12 protein-coding genes and 1 riboswitch are annotated in these 15,308 nt (G+C 70.4%); of the genes, 4 read left to right on the top strand and 8 right to left on the bottom strand.

What is annotated here, in order from left to right:
• Positions 1-26: 26 nt before the first annotated feature.
• From AC07AG_RS36565 to AC07AG_RS36555, 3 genes are read right to left on the bottom strand one after another with little or no spacing between them, the layout of a single operon-like run.
• Positions 27-1,220 (bottom strand): alkaline phosphatase family protein, encoded by a 1,194-nt coding sequence (locus tag AC07AG_RS36565; protein WP_478760801.1) that lies wholly within the window; start codon positions 1,218-1,220, stop codon positions 27-29.
• Entirely contained in the window at positions 1,220-1,816 is a 597-nt protein-coding gene (locus tag AC07AG_RS36560) for a DUF5998 family protein (RefSeq protein WP_249587281.1), read from the bottom strand. Before AC07AG_RS36560 ends, AC07AG_RS36565 begins: the two co-directional genes overlap by 1 nt.
• A 42-nt stretch (positions 1,817-1,858) precedes the next feature.
• Positions 1,859-4,708 carry a bifunctional acetate--CoA ligase family protein/GNAT family N-acetyltransferase gene (locus AC07AG_RS36555; RefSeq protein WP_478760799.1) on the bottom strand — a complete coding sequence of 950 codons (2,850 nt, stop codon included), beginning with the start codon at positions 4,706-4,708 and terminating at the stop codon, positions 1,859-1,861.
• A 211-nt stretch (positions 4,709-4,919) separates the two neighbouring features.
• On the opposite strand from AC07AG_RS36555, the gene AC07AG_RS36550 reads away from it, so the two are divergent.
• Positions 4,920-5,201, top strand: coding sequence for an HPr family phosphocarrier protein (locus AC07AG_RS36550; RefSeq protein ID WP_249587283.1), 282 nt, complete (start codon positions 4,920-4,922; stop codon positions 5,199-5,201).
• 159 nt (positions 5,202-5,360) lie between these two features.
• Here the strand turns inward: AC07AG_RS36550 and AC07AG_RS36545 are convergent, their stop codons facing one another.
• The 4 genes from AC07AG_RS36545 to AC07AG_RS36530 form a co-directional block, all read right to left on the bottom strand.
• Positions 5,361-6,083 (bottom strand): GntR family transcriptional regulator, encoded by a 723-nt coding sequence (locus tag AC07AG_RS36545; protein ID WP_478760798.1) that lies wholly within the window; start codon positions 6,081-6,083, stop codon positions 5,361-5,363.
• 215 nt (positions 6,084-6,298) lie between these two features.
• Positions 6,299-7,099, bottom strand: coding sequence for a M23 family metallopeptidase (locus AC07AG_RS36540; RefSeq protein ID WP_478760797.1), 801 nt, complete (start codon positions 7,097-7,099; stop codon positions 6,299-6,301).
• Positions 7,100-7,112: 13 nt separating this feature from the next.
• Positions 7,113-7,275: riboswitch (cyclic di-AMP (ydaO/yuaA leader) on the bottom strand.
• A gap of 209 nt (positions 7,276-7,484) precedes the next feature.
• Entirely contained in the window at positions 7,485-8,870 is a 1,386-nt protein-coding gene (locus tag AC07AG_RS36535; RefSeq protein ID WP_478760796.1) for a M16 family metallopeptidase, read from the bottom strand.
• Positions 8,867-10,225: a M16 family metallopeptidase gene (locus AC07AG_RS36530; protein ID WP_478760794.1), complete on the bottom strand. Its 1,359-nt coding sequence runs from the start codon at positions 10,223-10,225 to the stop codon at positions 8,867-8,869. The genes AC07AG_RS36535 and AC07AG_RS36530 overlap by 4 nt, the downstream gene beginning before the upstream one ends.
• A 213-nt stretch (positions 10,226-10,438) precedes the next feature.
• Between AC07AG_RS36530 and AC07AG_RS36525 the strand changes: the two genes are divergently transcribed.
• Positions 10,439-12,892, top strand: coding sequence for a DNA gyrase/topoisomerase IV subunit A (locus tag AC07AG_RS36525; protein WP_478760793.1), 2,454 nt, complete (start codon positions 10,439-10,441; stop codon positions 12,890-12,892).
• On the opposite strand, the gene AC07AG_RS36520 is transcribed toward AC07AG_RS36525, so the two are convergent.
• The gene (locus AC07AG_RS36520; protein ID WP_478760791.1) at positions 12,893-13,975 is read right to left on the bottom strand and encodes a CobW family GTP-binding protein; all 1,083 of its coding nucleotides are present in this window, start codon (positions 13,973-13,975) and stop codon (positions 12,893-12,895) included.
• A gap of 351 nt (positions 13,976-14,326) precedes the next feature.
• On the opposite strand from AC07AG_RS36520, the gene AC07AG_RS36515 reads away from it, so the two are divergent.
• On the top strand, positions 14,327-14,851 hold the full coding sequence (locus AC07AG_RS36515) for a DUF6082 family protein (RefSeq protein ID WP_478760790.1): 525 nt from the start codon (positions 14,327-14,329) through the stop codon (positions 14,849-14,851).
• A 184-nt stretch (positions 14,852-15,035) separates the two neighbouring features.
• The gene (locus AC07AG_RS36510) at positions 15,036-15,272 is read left to right on the top strand and encodes a hypothetical protein (RefSeq protein WP_383324009.1); all 237 of its coding nucleotides are present in this window, start codon (positions 15,036-15,038) and stop codon (positions 15,270-15,272) included.
• The last annotated feature ends 36 nt before the right edge of the window (positions 15,273-15,308 follow it).

The raw sequence follows: 15,308 nt of genomic DNA, 5'->3' as shown, positions 1-15,308 counted from the left end.
GGGACGGTGTGCACCCGGAGGGCCGGTCAGGGGCGTACTTCGAGGAGCGGCACGAACTGCTCGACGGCGGTCATCGAACCGTGCATGCCGACCAGGGCCGACTCCTTCGGTTCCTTCTCGGTGGCGATGATCGCCACGTCGTCGTGGGCCGCCGCCACGACGTCACCGATGCGTCCGTACACCCGCTCGTCCATGGCTCCGGGAGGGCCGAACCAGCCCGCCGCGATCGCCTCGTCCCGGCTCGCCACCCAGAACTGCTCGCCGAGCACCTCACGCCAGACGGTCAGGACGTCGTTCTCGGCGCCCGGCACCGCGTACACATGGCGGGCACGGCCCTCCCCGCCGAGGAGGGCGACGCCCGCGCGCAGCTCCCAGTCCTCGTCGAAGTCGATGCGCGACTGCTCGTCGAAGGGGATGTCGAGCATGCCGTGGTCGGCGGTGACGTACAGCGCGCTGCGCTCCGGGAGCTGCTCCGCCAGGCGCTGGACCAGGCGGTCGACGTACATGAGCTGGCCGCGCCAGGCGTCGGAGTCGACGCCGAAGCGGTGGCCCTTGCCGTCCACTTCCGCGTAGTACGTGTAGACCAGCGAGCGGTCGCCCGCGGCCAGTTGCTCGGCCGCGAGGTCCATGCGGTCCTCGCCGGAGAGCTTGCCCCGGAAGCTGCCGCCGCTCAGCGCGATCTTGGTGAGCGGGGTCCTCTCGAAGGTCGGCGACGACACCTGGGCGGTGTGCACGCCGGCGGCGTGTGCCTGCTGGAAGACGGTGGGGTACGGCTGCCACTTGCGTGGGTCCGTCCACGGGTTCCAGCGGAGCTGGTTCATCAGCTCGCCGGTGGCGGGGTTGCGGACGGTGTAGCCGGGCAGGCCGTGCGAGGCGGGCGGCAGGCCTGTGCCGACCGAGGCCAGGGAGGTCGCCGTGGTGGCGGGGAAGCCCGCGGTGATCGGACGTCCCGTACCGCCCCGTGACGAGCTGATGAGCGAGGTCATGAACGGGGCTTCGTCCGGGTGGGCGCGGAGCTGCTCCCAGCCGAGGCCGTCGATCAGGAAGACGCAGTTCCGGTCGGCCGGGGCGAGTTCCGGGATGACGGGCGTGAAGCCCTCGACGCCCTGGTGGGAGACGAGCGTGGGCAGCAGGTCGGCGAGCGAGCCCGCGCCGTACTCGGGCAGGGGTGCGGAGTCGAGGGAGAGCGGCTGCACGTCGTCCCAGGCGGGCAGGGGCATCAGCGGGCGGTCTCCGCGGTCGCCTCGGACAGCGCCTGCGCGAAGGCCAGGGTCTGGCGCACGGTGTCCGGGCCGTCACCCGCCTCGCTGACCCGCAGGCTGAGGTCGTCGGCGGTGGAGCTGCCGGTGTAGCCGTGGTCGGCCTCGCAGTTGGGGTCGCCGCAGGCCGCGGGCTCCAGGTCGATGCGCGACACGGCGCCCCAGCCGATGGTCAGGACGACCTCGCGGGGCATCGAGCCCGGGACGTACTTCTCGGGGTTGGCGACGACACGGCTGACGACGACGGACGAGATCCGGCCGATTTTCACGGACTCCGTGGAGGTCGTCGCGTACGGAGTCGGCGACGTGCTGTCCGCCGCCTGCTCGTCCGTGTGGCTGACGATGAAGCGGGTGCCGGTCAGGACGAGGACCGTCACGTGCCTGCGCACTTCGTTCGCGTCGAACGTGGTCTCCTGGTGGACCAGGAACGACCCGATGGGCTCGCCGCCGATCGCGGCCTCCACCGCCTCGGCCACGAGGGCCGGGTAGTAGCCACTGCGCTCGATCGCCGCGCGCAGCCCCTGGGTCGTCGTACCGGTCTTTGCCATGCCGTCCATCCTACGACCCGGCGGAGGCCCCACGGTGCCCCACCGGCCGCCTCAGTACCCCGGCAGGGACCGCGGGCCCAGGTCGCTGCGGGCGGGCGGGGGTGCGAGCCGCACGGAGGCGCCGAGCACGGAGAGGCCGCGCTGGGCCACGACCACGGGTTCCAGGGACACGCCGACCACCTCGGGGTGGTCGTCCACGAGGCGCGAGACCCGCTGGAGGAGCTCCTCCAGGGCCGGGGTGTCCACGGGCGCCGAGCCGCGCCAGCCGAAGAGGAGCGGGGCGGTCCGGATGGATCTGACCAGGGAGCCCGCGTCGCGCTCGGTGACCGGGATCAGCCGGTGCCCGGTGTCGCCGAGCAGCTCGGACGCGGCGCCGGCGAGCCCGAACGAGAGCACCGCGCCGGCCGCCGGGTCGATGACCGCGCGGACCACGGTGTCGACGCCACGGGGTGCCATCGCCTGCACGACGGGCCGCAGCTCGGCGGGCTTGCCGAAGGCCTCGGTCAATTCGGCGTAGGCGCGGCGCAGTTGCTCCTCGTCCGCCAGATCGAGCCGCACGCCGCCGAGGTCGGCGCGGTGGCGCAGGTGCGGGGCCGTGGTCTTGAGCGCCACGGGGTAGCCGAGCGCGTGGGCGGCCGCCACGGCCGCGTCCGGGTCGGGCGCGGGCCTGGCGTCCCGTACGTCGATGCCGTACCGCCCGAGCAGTTCGCGGGCGTCGTCCTGGGCGAGGGTGGCGCCGCGCGGGTCGTCCTGCTCGACGAGGAGCTCGCCGATCCGCCGGGCGGCTCCGCTCTCGTCGATGTCCTCGTACTCGTGAACCTTCCCGGGCTCCCTGGCCTCGCGCCGCCACTGGGCGTACTTCACGGCTTCGGCGAGGGCACGGACGGCGCGCTCGGCGGCGGGGTAGGCGGGGATGCGGCAGGCCGCTCCCGCCGTGGTTTCGGTGGGCGCCTCCGCTGCGTTCCCGCCCTCCGTGGGCGTCGCTGTGGGCGGGCGTCCCGCAGGGCGAAGAGCGCCCGCGGAAGCAGGGGCGTCAGGGCGAGTACGCGTCGCGGCGGCCAACGCTTCGGCGAGACCGCCGAGTTCCACATGGACCACGGCCACGGGCTTCGCCGGGCAGCCTGCGGCCGCCTCCCGCAGCGCGGCGGCGAGCTCCTCGCCCTCGGGCGACCCCGTGGCCCCGTCCTCCCCCACCCAGGGGATCGCCGTGACGATCACGGCGTCGCAGGCGTCGTCCGACAGGGCATCGGCGAGCGCGGCCCGGAAGTCGTCCGGGGTGGCCCCCGTGGTCAGGTCCAGGGGCGGCAGCGGCCGGAGCCCGTCGGCCACGCACGCGTCGTACGTGAGAAGCCCGAGCGACTCGGAGTTGCCGAGGATCGCCACCCGCGGCCCGGCGGGCAACGGCTGCCCGGCGAGCAGCAGCCCCGCGTCCACCATCTCGGTGACGGTGTCCACCCGGATGACCCCCGCCTGGCGCAGCAGCGCCGACACCGTGGCGTACGGAAGCCGCGTGGCCTGCACCGTGTGCCCCATGGGCGCGATCCCGCTGTGCCGCGCGCCCTGCACCACGACCAGCGGCTTCGCCGTGGCCGCGCGCCGGGCGAGCCGGGTGAACTTGCGCGGGTTGCCGATGGATTCGAGGTACATCAGGGCGACGTCGGTGTCCGGGTCCTCGTACCAGTACTGGAGCACGTCGTTGCCGGACACGTCCGCGCGGTTGCCCGCGCTCACGAAGGTCGAAAGGCCCGCACCGCGCCGGTGGAGCCCGGAGAGGAGCGCGATGCCGATCGCACCGGACTGGGTGAAGAGGCCGATCCGCCCGCGCTCGGGGGGATGCGGGGCGAGCGAGGCGTTGAGCCGCGTGTCCGGCGACGTATTAATGACCCCGAAGGCGTTCGGGCCGAGGATGCGCGTGCCGTACGACCGCGCCTGGCGCACCAGTTCGCGCTGCCGCTCCCGCCCTTCGGCACCGCTCTCGGCGTATCCGGCGGAGATCACGACGAGCCCGAGCACCCCCCGCTCACCGCACTCGTCGACGGCCTGCGGCACCCGCTCGGCGGGCACGGTCACGACCGCGAGCTCGACCGTCTCTTCGATGTCCCGCACGGAGCGGTACGCGGGCACCCCGTCGACCTCGGCCCCCTCGTCGAACGCGCTGTTCACCGCATACAGCCGACCCGTGAAGCCCGCCTCGCGCAGATTGCGCAGGACGCTGCGGCCCACGCCGCCCGGCGTGCGCCCGACGCCGATCACGGCGACCGACGCCGGTGTGAGCAGCCGCTGCACCGACCGCGCCTCGGCACGCTGCTCGCGGGCGCGCTGCACGGCGAGCGAGCGGTCGGTCGGCTCCAGATCGAATTCGAGGCGTACGACGCCGTCCTCGAAGCTGCGCTTCTGCTGGTAGCCCGCATCCGTGAACACCTTGATCATCTTGGTGTTGGCGGGCAGCACCTCGGCGACGAAGCGGCGGATGCCCCGCTCCCTGGCGACCGCGGCGATGTGTTCGAGGAGCGTGGAGGCGACGCCTCTGCCCTGGTGGGCGTCCTGCACGAGGAAGGCGACCTCGGCCTCGTCGGCGGGCGCGCTCGCGGACATGCCGCGGGAGTCGATGCGGTCGAAGCGCACGGTGGCGATGAACTCGCCGCCCACGGTGGCGGCCAGACCCACCCGGTCCACCTGGTCGTGATGGGTGAAGCGGTGCACGTCCTTGGCGGACAGGCGGGGGTAGGGCGCGAAGAAGCGGTAGTACTTCGACTCGTCAGAGACCTGCTCGTAGAAACTGACCAGGCGGTCCGCGTCCTCGGCCGTGATCGGCCTGATCCGGGCGGTGCCTCCGTCACGCAGGACGACATCGGCTTCCCAGTGGGAGGGGTATGCGTGCCGGTCCGACGGGGTCTGCATGGGGCCAGAGTACGGGTCGCGGGGGCGCCGCGGCCGGGGCAGGCTAGGAGTCGTCGAGGGCCGGGACGTAGGCCCCGTGGCACAAGGACGTACGGTCGACGGAGTACGGACCAACCGTCGACCGGGTGCGGACCGACGTCCCGCGGAGCACTCGCGACGGCATGAGACACTGGTCTAGACAAGTGTGAAACACCTGGAAGGGCAGCAACACATGGCTGAGCGCCGCGTCAACGTCGGCTGGGCCGAGGGCCTCCACGCCCGACCCGCCTCCATCTTCGTCCGCGCGGCCACCGCCGCCGGCGTCCCCGTGACGATCGCCAAGGCTGACGGCAACCCCGTGAACGCCGGCTCCATGCTCGCCGTGCTCGGCCTGGGCGCGCAGGGCGGCGAGGAGATCGTCCTCGCCTCCGACGCCGAGGGCGCGGACGCCGCTCTCGACCGTCTGGCGAAGCTGGTCGCGGACGGCCTCGAGGAACTCCCCGAGACCGTCTAGTAAAGACTGGTACTCATACGCCGAAGGGCCCGCCCGAATTAGGGCGGGCCCTTCGGCGTTTCTGCTTCTGCATTCAGCGAATACCAAGGACTCTCGCCGCATTCGGGCAGCAGGAATAATCCCCCGCCGAATAACACTTCTTTGTATACGGCGCCTCTGTTAATGCCGGAGGCCCACTGTGTTTACGGCATGTTGCGAATCCCTCACACGATCGCGATCGCGATCGCGGTCGCGGTCGCGACCTCGATCACCCCGTGAGGGATGGCGCAGCCGGTGCGCGGCCGTCGCCCGCTCCGTGTGGGCCGCGGTGAGCGACCTGGCCCGTTCCGCGTCCCCGCGCGCCACCGCGTCGACGATCGCGGCGTGCTCCGCCCAGGCCTCCACGGGAGCGACCGACGTCTCGACCACGTACATCCAGGCGATCTTGTGCCGGAGCTGGGTGAGCAGCGCCGTCAGGCCCGGACTGCCGGACGACTGGGCGAGCGTCTCGTGGAACCAGCCGCCCAGCGAACGCAGATCCTCGCTCTGACCGCGCCTGGAGCGCTCCTGGCCCAGCCTGACGAGGCCGCGCAGGACCTTCAGGTGCGCCTCCGTGCGGCGCTGCGCGGCGCGGGCGGCGCCCAGCGGCTCCAGGAGCGTGCGGATCTCCAGGAGGTCGGCCGCCTCCTGTTCGGTCGGCTCGGCGACGCACGCGCCCGCGTGGCGGCGTGTGACGACGAAGCCCTCGGCCTCCAGGGTGCGCAGGGCCTCGCGCACGGGGACGCGGGAGACTCCATAGCGGCGGGCGAGCAGTTCCTCGGTGAGCCGGCCACCCCGTTCGTAGACACCGGAGACGATGTCGTCCCGGATGGCCGTGCACACCGAGTGCGCGGGAATGCGCATGACCTGACCTCCGCCTTAATCCCCGCGAAACGCGGTCGATCGACGCCTTTTCAGTGACTCTATTGCAGAGCGGCTGAATTTCCGACGGTCGGCCGAAATCCATGGATACTTTTGGCCAAAGGCGAGGCGGGAACGGCGAAAGCCCCGGCTCTCGACGAGCCGGGGCTTTCGGTGAATCAGTTGCGCTTCGTGCGACTGCCTGGGTCCGGACCGGATCAGACGTTGACGTCGTGCGAGCGGAGGTAGGCGATCGGGTCGATGTCCGTGCCGTAGTCCTCGCCGGTGCGGGCCTCGAAGTGCAGGTGCGGGCCGCTGGAGTTGCCGGTGGAGCCGGAGAGGCCTATCTGCTGGCCCGGAGTGACCGCCTGGCCGACGGTGACACCGAGGGACGACATGTGGCCGTACTGGGTGTACGTGCCGTCGTTCATCTTGATGACCACGTTGTTGCCGTAGGCGCCGCCCCAGCCGGCCTCGACGACGGTGCCGGAGCCGACCGCGTGGACCGAGGTGCCGGACGCGGCGTGGAAGTCGATGCCGGTGTGGCTGCCGGAGGACCACATGGCGCCACCGGTCTGGTAGCCCGTGGAGACGTACGAGCCGGTGATCGGGGAGACGTAGCTGTTGAGGCGCTTGCGCTCGGCCTCGCGAGCGGCGCGCTCCTTGGCCTCGCGCTCCTTCTTGGCCTTGGCCTTCGCCTCGGCCTCCGCCTTGCGCTTGGCCTCCGCGGCCTTCTTCTTGGCGGCCTCTTCGGCCTTCTTGGCGGCTGCGGCGTCGTCGGCGGCCTGCTGCTGGGCAGCGGCCTGCGCGTCGATGCTCTGGGCGAGCGTGTCGCCGACGGAGATCGCCTGGGTGAGGCCGGTGTGCTCAAGGGCCGCGTCGTCGGCGGCGAGCGCCGGAGCGGCCAGGCCTCCGATGACACCGGTGGTGGTGAGGGCTGCGACGCCCGCCACGTTCGCGGTGGTACGCGTGAGGCGGCTCGGGCGACGGTGCTTCCCGGTGGCACGGGTGAACGCCATGAAGCGGCTGATCCTTTCCTTCCTTCTCGCCTACCGGGTTAGCTGACGGGTTCGGAGCAGGAAGGTCTCCTACGAGTCCCTCGCCTCGCGGCAAGGTGCCCGATTCACCCCAAGGGGACATGTGGGTCCCCGGCTCCCCTGGCTCGCGCCGTACGGGGACTCGGCGATGACTGTCCGGTGCCGCGGGTGCGGCGTACTGCATGACGAACAGCCGGACCGAACGCTAAGCGGGGCATCTTTCAATCGACAAACGGATCAACACTTTTGTAGCGCACGCCACAGGTCAGACACGTAACCTCCATACCAATTCGGACATATGAGGACCCCAGGGGCCAATTTCGGCCACTGGGGTCCCGATATGTCCTGACTGTCACTCAGGCCGCGCTCAGCCCGTGACCACACTCACTTCACCGATGCCGAGCGCCCTGACGGGCTCCTCGATCTGCGCGGCGTCACCGACGAGCACCGTCACCAGCCGGTCCACGGGGAAGGCGCTCACCACGGCGGCGGTGGCCTCCACGGTGCCGGTCGCGGCCAACTGGCGGTAGAGCTGCGCCTGGAAGTCGTCCGGCAGGTGCTGCTCGACCTGGTCGGCGAGGGTGGCCGCGACGGACGCCGCCATCTCGTACTTGAGCGGGGCCACGCCCACCAGGTTCTGCACGGCGACATCGCGCTCGGCGTCCGTGAGGCCGTCGGCGGCGAGGGTGCGCAGGACCTTCCACAGGTCGTCGAGGGCCGGACCCGTGGACTCCGTGTCCACGGAGCCGCTGATGGCGAGCATCGCGGCGCCGCTGCCGTCCGGGGTGGAACGCAGGACCTGGGCGAACGACCGCACTCCGTAGGTGTATCCCTTCTCCTCGCGCAGGACGCGGTCCAGGCGCGAGGTGAGGGTGCCGCCCAGGCAGTACGTGCCGAGCACCTGCGCGGGCCAGACGCGGTCGTGCCGGTCCGGTCCCACGCGGCCGATGAGCAGCTGCGTCTGGACGGCGCCGGGGCGGTCCACGATGACGACACGCCCGGTGTCGTCGGCGGTCACCGGGGGCACCGGGCGCGGCTCGGCGGTGCCGCCCGTCCAGGAGCCGACGGTGTCGGCGAGGACGGCGTCCAGGTCGACGCCGGTCAGGTCGCCCACGACGACGGCGGTCGCCGTGGCGGGACGCACATGCTTCTCGTAGAAGATGCGCACCGCCGCCGAGTCGATGGCCGTGACCGTCTCCTCGGTGCCCTGGCGGGGACGCGACATGCGCGAGGTGGCCGGGAACAGCTGCCGGGAGAGCTCCTTGGCGGCGCGGCGCCCCGGGTTGGCGGCCTCGTGCGGGATCTCGTCGAGGCGGTTGCGTACGAGGCGTTCGATCTCGCTGTCCGCGAACGCGGGGGCGCGCAGGGCGTCGGAAAGCAGGCCGAGCGCCTTCGGGAGGCGGGAGACCGGGACTTCGAGGGAGACGCGGACGCCGGGGTGGTCGGCGTGCGCGTCCATGCTGGCGCCGCAGCGGTCGAGTTCGGCGGCGAAGTCCTCGGCGGAGTGCTTGTCGGTGCCTTCGTTGAAGGCCCTCGCCATGATCGTGGCGACGCCGTCGAGGCCCGCGGGCTCGGCGTCGAGCGGCGCCTCCAGGTGGATCTCCACGGCGACGACCTGCTGGCCGGGGCGGTGGCAGCGCAGCACGGTGAGGCCGTTGTCCAGGGTGGCGCGCTCGGGCGCGGGGAAGGCCCACGGCCGTGCGGTGCCCGCCTGGGGCTGCGGGTGGAACTGCATCGTTGCGGCCTCGGTCACTTCGCCGCCTCCTCTTCCTCGTCCTCGTCGGTGCCTTCGGCACCGGCTGTGGCCTCGATGGGCTCGTACACGAGCACCGCGCGGTTGTCGGGGCGCAGGCGGGCCGCTGCGGCCGCCTTGACCTCTTCCGCGGTGACGTCGAGCACGCGCCCGACGGCGGTGAGGGCGAGCTGCGGGTCACCGAACAGGACGGCGTACCGGCACAGTTCGTCCGCGCGTCCTGCCACCGTGGAGAGCCGGTCGAGCCACTCGCGCTCCAGCTGTGCCTGGGCGCGCTCCATCTCCTCGGCGGTGGGGCCCTCTTCCGCGAAGCGCGCGAGCTCCTCGTCGACTGCGGCCTCGATGACGGGGACCTCCACGTCACCGGACGTCTTCACGTCGAGCCAGCCGAGGGAGGGCGCTCCGGCGAGCCGCAGCAGGCCGAACCCGGCTGCCACGGCAGTGCGGTCGCGGCGCACGAGGCGGTTGTAGAGCCGGGACGACTCGCCGCTGCCGAGGACCGTGAGCGCCAGGTCGGCCGCGTCGCACGCGCGCGTGCCGTCCTCCGGGAGGCGGTAGGCGGCCATCAGGGCGCGGGCCGGTACCTCTTCCTCGACGACCTCGCGCAGCTCCTTGCCGATCGTGTCGGGCAGCGAGCCGTCGCGCGGCGGCTGCTTGCCGTCGTGCGAGGGGATGGACCCGAAGTACTTCTCGACCCAGGCGAGGGTCTCCTGCGGGTCGATGTCGCCGACGACCGACAGGACGGCGTTGTTGGGCGCGTAGTACGTACGGAAGAAGTGCCGCGCGTCCTCCAGCGTCGCCGCGTCCAGGTCGGCCATGGAGCCGATCGGGGTGTGGTGGTAGGGGTGGCCCTCGGGGTACGAGAGGGCGGTCAGCTTCTCGAACGCCGTGCCGTACGGAACATTGTCGTAGCGCTGGCGGCGTTCGTTCTTGACGACGTCCCGCTGGTTCTCCATGGATTCGTCGTCGAGCGCGGAGAGCAGCGAGCCCATCCGGTCGGCCTCGAGCCACAGGGCCAGCTCCAGCTGGTGTGTGGGCATCGTCTCGAAATAGTTGGTCCGCTCGAAACTCGTCGTGCCGTTGAGCGAACCGCCGGCGCCCTGCACCAGCTCGAAGTGGCCGTTGCCGTGCACCTGCTTCGAGCCCTGGAACATGAGGTGCTCGAAGAGGTGGGCGAGGCCCGTACGGCCCTTGACCTCGTGGCGCGAACCGACGTCGTACCAGAGGCAGACCGCGGCGACCGGGGTCAGGTGGTCCTCGGAGAGCACCACGCGCAGGCCGTTGGCCAGCCGGTGCTCGGTCGCTGTCAGGCCGCCGGAGCCGGCCTCGGCTGTGGCCGTGTGACCCATGGGCATGTACGTCCCTTCGATCGCGAAAAGCTGGAATTTCTGCCAGTCGTGCCACTGTATGCAAGCGTGCTGACAACCGGTGAAGTTCCCGCTCCGCGCTCGGCGTAGTCGCGGCCGAAGTCCGGGTCGTGGTCGGCGTTGTCAGTGGGACAGTCCACAATGGTCGGCGTCAGATCCCGTTGATGCCCTGGCAGACACCGTGAAGGAGCCGCAGCAGCGATGGCCCGCCGCAGCACGAAGACCCCGCCGCCCGACGAGTCGTTCGAGGAGAAGATCCTCGACATCGACGTCGTCGACGAGATGCAGGGCTCCTTCCTCGAGTACGCGTATTCGGTCATCTACTCGCGCGCCCTGCCGGACGCCCGCGACGGCATGAAGCCGGTGCACCGCCGGATCGTGTACCAAATGAACGAGATGGGCCTGCGCCCCGACCGCGGCTATGTGAAGTGCGCCCGCGTCGTCGGCGAGGTCATGGGCAAGTTGCACCCGCACGGCGACGCGTCGATCTACGACGCCCTGGTCCGCATGGCCCAGCCCTTCTCCATGCGGCTTCCGCTGGTGGACGGCCACGGCAACTTCGGCTCGCTCGGCAACGACGACCCGCCGGCCGCCATGCGGTACACCGAGTGCAAGATGGCCGACGCGACCTCCCTGATGACGGAGTCGATCGACGAGAACACAGTCGACTTCGAGTCGAACTACGACGGCCAGGAGCAGGAGCCGGTCACCCTGCCGGCGGCCTATCCGAACCTCCTGGTCAACGGCGCGTCGGGCATCGCCGTCGGCATGGCGACGAACATGCCGCCGCACAACCTCGGCGAGGTCATCGCCGCCGCCCGCCACCTGATCAAGCACCCCGGGGCCGACCTGGAGACGCTGATGCGTTTCGTGCCGGGCCCCGACCTGCCCACGGGGGGCCGCATCGTCGGCCTCGCCGGGGTCAAGGACGCGTACGAATCAGGGCGCGGCACCTTCAAGATCCGCGCGACGGTGGCCGTCGAGAACGTGACCGCGCGCCGCAAGGGCCTGGTCGTGACCGAACTGCCCTTCTCCGTGGGCCCCGAGAAGGTCATCTCGAAGATCAAGGACCTGGTCGGCTCGAAGAAGCTGCAGGGAATCGCCGACGTCAAGGACCTCACGGACCGCTCGCACGGCCTGCGCCTGGTCATCGAGATCAAGAACGGCTTCGTCCCGGAGGCCGTCCTGGAGCAGCTCTACAAACTGACGCCGATGGAGGAGTCCTTCGGCATCAACAACGTCGCTCTGGTGGACGGCCAGCCCCTCACGCTCGGCCTCAAGGAGCTCCTCGAGGTCTATCTCGACCACCGCTTCAACGTCGTGCGCCGCCGCAGCGAGTTCCGCCGCGGCAAGAAGCAGGCCAGGCTGCACCTGGTCGAGGGGCTTTTGGTCGCGCTCCTGGACATCGACGAGGTCATCCGCCTCATCCGCTCCAGCGACAACTCCTCGCAGGCCAAGGAGCGCCTGATGGAGCGCTTCTCGCTGAGCGAGATCCAGACGCAGTACATCCTCGACACGCCGCTGCGCCGCCTCACCAAGTTCGACCGCATCGAGCTGGAGTCGGAGCGCGACAAGCTCAAGGCCGAGATCGACGAGCTGACCCGGATCCTGGAGTCGGACGCGGAGCTGCGCAAGCTGGTCTCCACCGAACTGGCCGCCGTGGCCAAGAAGTTCGGCACGGACCGGCGCACGGTCCTCCTGGAGTCGGCGGGCACCCCGGCGCCCACGGTCTCGCTGCAGGTCGCGGACGACCCGTGCCGCGTGCTCCTCTCCTCGACCGGCCTCCTCGCCCGGACGGCCAATGGCGAGCCGTTCGCCGAGAGCGACACCAAGCGCGTCAAGCACGACGTGATCGTCTCCGCCGTCCCGGCGACCGCGCGGGGCGAGGTGGGCGCGGTGACGTCCGAGGGACGTCTCCTCCGCCTCTCCGTGGTGGACCTCCCGCAGCTTCCGGAGACACACGCGGCGCCGAACCTCTCCGGAGGCGCGCCGGTCTCGGAGCTGCTCTCCCTGGAGGCGGACGAGACCCTGATCTGCCTGATGACCCTGGACGAGTCATCCCCGGGCCTCGCCCTCGGCACCGAACAGGGCGTGGTCAAGCGCGTCGTCCCGGACTATCCGTCCAACAAGGACGAGTTGGAGGTCATCACCCTCAAGGACGGTGACCGGATCGTCGGCGCGGCCGAGCTGCGCACGGGCGAGGAGGACCTGGTCTTCATCACGGACGACGCGCAGCTGCTGCGCTATCAGGCCTCGCAGGTCCGTCCGCAGGGCCGCCCGGCGGGCGGCATGACGGGCATCAAGCTCGCGGACGGCGTCAAGGTCATCTCCTTCGTGGCGGTGGACCCGGCCGTGGACGCCGTGGTCTTCACGGTGGCGGGCTCGCGCGGCACGCTCGACGACTCGGTGCAGACGACGGCCAAGGTGACGCCGTTCGACCAGTACCCCCGCAAGGGCCGGGCCACGGGCGGAGTTCGCGTCCAGCGCTTCCTCAAGGGAGAAGATTGCCTGAGCTTCGCGTGGGCGGGCCCGACGCCGCCGCTCGCGGCCCAGCGCAGTGGCCTGCCTGCTGAGCTGCCGGAGATCGACCCGCGCCGCGACGGCTCGGGCGTCTCCCTGGCGAAGCCGGTGGCGGCGGTGGCGGGCCCGGCGTAGTCAGTCGGGCTGAGGCTCTTGGGGGTCTTCGGCCTCTTGGACGTCCTGGACGTACCTCAGTACGCCCCACATGCTGTGCTCGTCATCGGCACCGGCCTGTGGGGCGTACTCACGGCACGCCTCGAGCTCCTTCTCCAAGGCGGGTACGTCGATGCCCGCCCCGATGAGCACGAGCTGGGTGAGCCGGGACTCGCCCGGGGCCCACGGCTCGGGGTAGAAGCGCAGAAACCGCCCCACGGCGTGCACGGCGTACTTGTTGCGCGGGTCGGCGGCGCCGAAATCGACGTACCCCTTGATGCGGTAGAGCCCCTCGGGCCGACTGTCGAGGAGAGCCATCAAGGGGCGGGGGCTCATGGGCACTTCGGAGGAGAAGGAGAGGCTCTCGTAGGCGCAGTGCAGGTGGTCGTGGTGCGCGTCCTCCGGCTCGTGGTGATGCAGGTCGTCGAAGGACAGCTGCCCGACCCGCTCCCCCACGGGCTTGCGGTCGAGAAGCAGCTCCACGTCGACGCGGCCGTACGACGCTGCGACGACGGCCGCGCGGTCGGTGAACCCCCGGACGACGCCGAGAATCCGCTCCCGCTCCGCGTCGGGAACGCGATCGACCTTGTTCACGACGACAAGATCGGCGATCGCCAGATGCCGGTCGACCTCGGGATGCCGCTGCCGGGTCGCGTCGAACTCGGCGGCATCGACGACCTCGATGAGCCCTCCGTACACGATGTGCGGATTCTCGCTGGCCAGCACCATCTTCACGAGCTCTTGCGGCTCAGCAAGACCACTGGCCTCGACGACGATGACGTCGATGCGCGCGGAGGGCCGGGCGAGCCGCTCCAGGTACTCATCCAGCTCGCTCGCGTCCACGGCACAGCAAAGACACCCGTTGCCGAGCGAGACGGTGGAGTCGCCGAGCTGCCCGGCGACGGACATGGCATCGATCTCGATGGACCCGAAGTCGTTGACGATCGCACCGATCCGGCTGCCGCCGCTGCGGTGGAGCAGATGGTTGAGCAGGGTCGTCTTGCCGGAACCCAGGAAGCCGGTCAGGACGACGACCGGGATCTGCCCGGCACACGGCTGAGTCAACGTGCGACCCCTTTCACACTGACGCGTGCACCGGCGCGGGCGCCAGCTCTCGTACGACGAATGAATGCTGCCCCAGGATACGAGCGCGTAGAAACACCGCGAAGTGAACGATTGTTAGCGGCGCAGGCGGGGCACACATTGGGCACGGCGCCGGGACATGCGACCACAGCTGCCTTCCGTGCGCCTCCTCTCCGCCTCCCTGCCGATCAGAGCCGCTCGGCATCCTGGAAGGCGGCAAGCGCGCCGCCCATCGCTCGCCGGTCCTCTCCCTGTCGACCCGCATCCGACGACCGGCGGACGGTCGCCGATTCGGGGGTTGACATGGCCACACAGAAATTTGGGATACGGGGGTTGGGGTCCGCAGCCGTCGCGGGCCTCGCTTTCACCGCCGGGGCCCTGACGGTGCTGACCGCTCAACAACGCAAGCACGGAGCGCTGCGGCTGCGCACCGTGTGCACAGAACAGTCGGAGCACCAGCAGAACACCACCTTGATCGCGCAACAGCGGCTGCAGTTCGACATGCTCAGCAAGGCGATGGACGACCCTGACCTGGCGGCCGTCCTGGACACCTTCGACGTGACACTCGATGCCCGGACGCTCCGTCAGTACCTCTTCGCCAACGCCGTGTACACCAACGCACTGCTGTTCTGGCGTGTCGGCAACTTCACCTGGGAAGAGGTGCACGGGCACCTGCGCCTCATCTGCCAGAACCCCATCTTCCGCAGCTACTGGGAGGCCACACGACCGCACCGAGCCAGCCTGCTGGACGCTTCGGACGAGGCCCGCATGGGCCGAATGGTCGACAAGCTCATACGGGATCTAGAGGAAGCGGACACCGACGAGTGGTGGGTGGTGGGCGAACCACCCTGCGAATAAGGCGAGTTGATTCTTTCGCCGAACTGACGCGCGGGGTTGCCCCAGCTTGTCTCAGGCATTGGCAGTCCCTAGGGTGGGCGCGCGCGTCGCGTTATACCCCAGACGCCGCACCCCAAACCTTCTGCAACACCTCAGACAGCGCTGCCCCACGCTCCCCACCACCGCTCCTAAGACTGGAAAACCGTTGAAGATCGTGCGCCGCATTGGTGCCTCTCCCCAGCAGCGGGGAAGCGCCTCAGGACAGTCATGCCCCGATGTCTTCGAACTCAGCGATGGAAACTTCGCCGTCATCGGGACAGAGGCCACAGCGACGCTCGAGAAAGAACTCCCGCCCGACGCCTCGCGAGCGGACTACGAACGCATCGTGATCGTGAGCCGCGAGACGCTGGTCCGGGCCAAGGGCGATATCCCTGACGTCTAGGACCAGTTGGCGAAGGACGGTTCAGCCTGATCGCGC

It is taken from the genome of Streptomyces sp. NPDC044044, assembly GCF_056434405.1.
This window is presented reverse-complemented; position numbering and strand designations above follow the sequence as displayed.

What these genes read in the sequence shown, in the direction of transcription:
- AC07AG_RS36565 (WP_478760801.1), bottom strand. Translation starts at nt 1,220, where the DNA reads ATGCCCCTGCCCGCCTGGGACGACGTGCAGCCGCTCTCCCTCGACTCC.
- AC07AG_RS36560 (WP_249587281.1), bottom strand. Translation starts at nt 1,816, where the DNA reads ATGGACGGCATGGCAAAGACCGGTACGACGACCCAGGGGCTGCGCGCG.
- AC07AG_RS36555 (WP_478760799.1), bottom strand. Translation starts at nt 4,708, where the DNA reads ATGCAGACCCCGTCGGACCGGCACGCATACCCCTCCCACTGGGAAGCC.
- AC07AG_RS36550 (WP_249587283.1), top strand. Translation starts at nt 4,920, where the DNA reads ATGGCTGAGCGCCGCGTCAACGTCGGCTGGGCCGAGGGCCTCCACGCC.
- AC07AG_RS36545 (WP_478760798.1), bottom strand. Translation starts at nt 6,083, where the DNA reads ATGCGCATTCCCGCGCACTCGGTGTGCACGGCCATCCGGGACGACATC.
- AC07AG_RS36540 (WP_478760797.1), bottom strand. Translation starts at nt 7,099, where the DNA reads ATGGCGTTCACCCGTGCCACCGGGAAGCACCGTCGCCCGAGCCGCCTC.
- AC07AG_RS36530 (WP_478760794.1), bottom strand. Translation starts at nt 10,225, where the DNA reads ATGCCCATGGGTCACACGGCCACAGCCGAGGCCGGCTCCGGCGGCCTG.
- AC07AG_RS36525 (WP_478760793.1), top strand. Translation starts at nt 10,439, where the DNA reads ATGGCCCGCCGCAGCACGAAGACCCCGCCGCCCGACGAGTCGTTCGAG.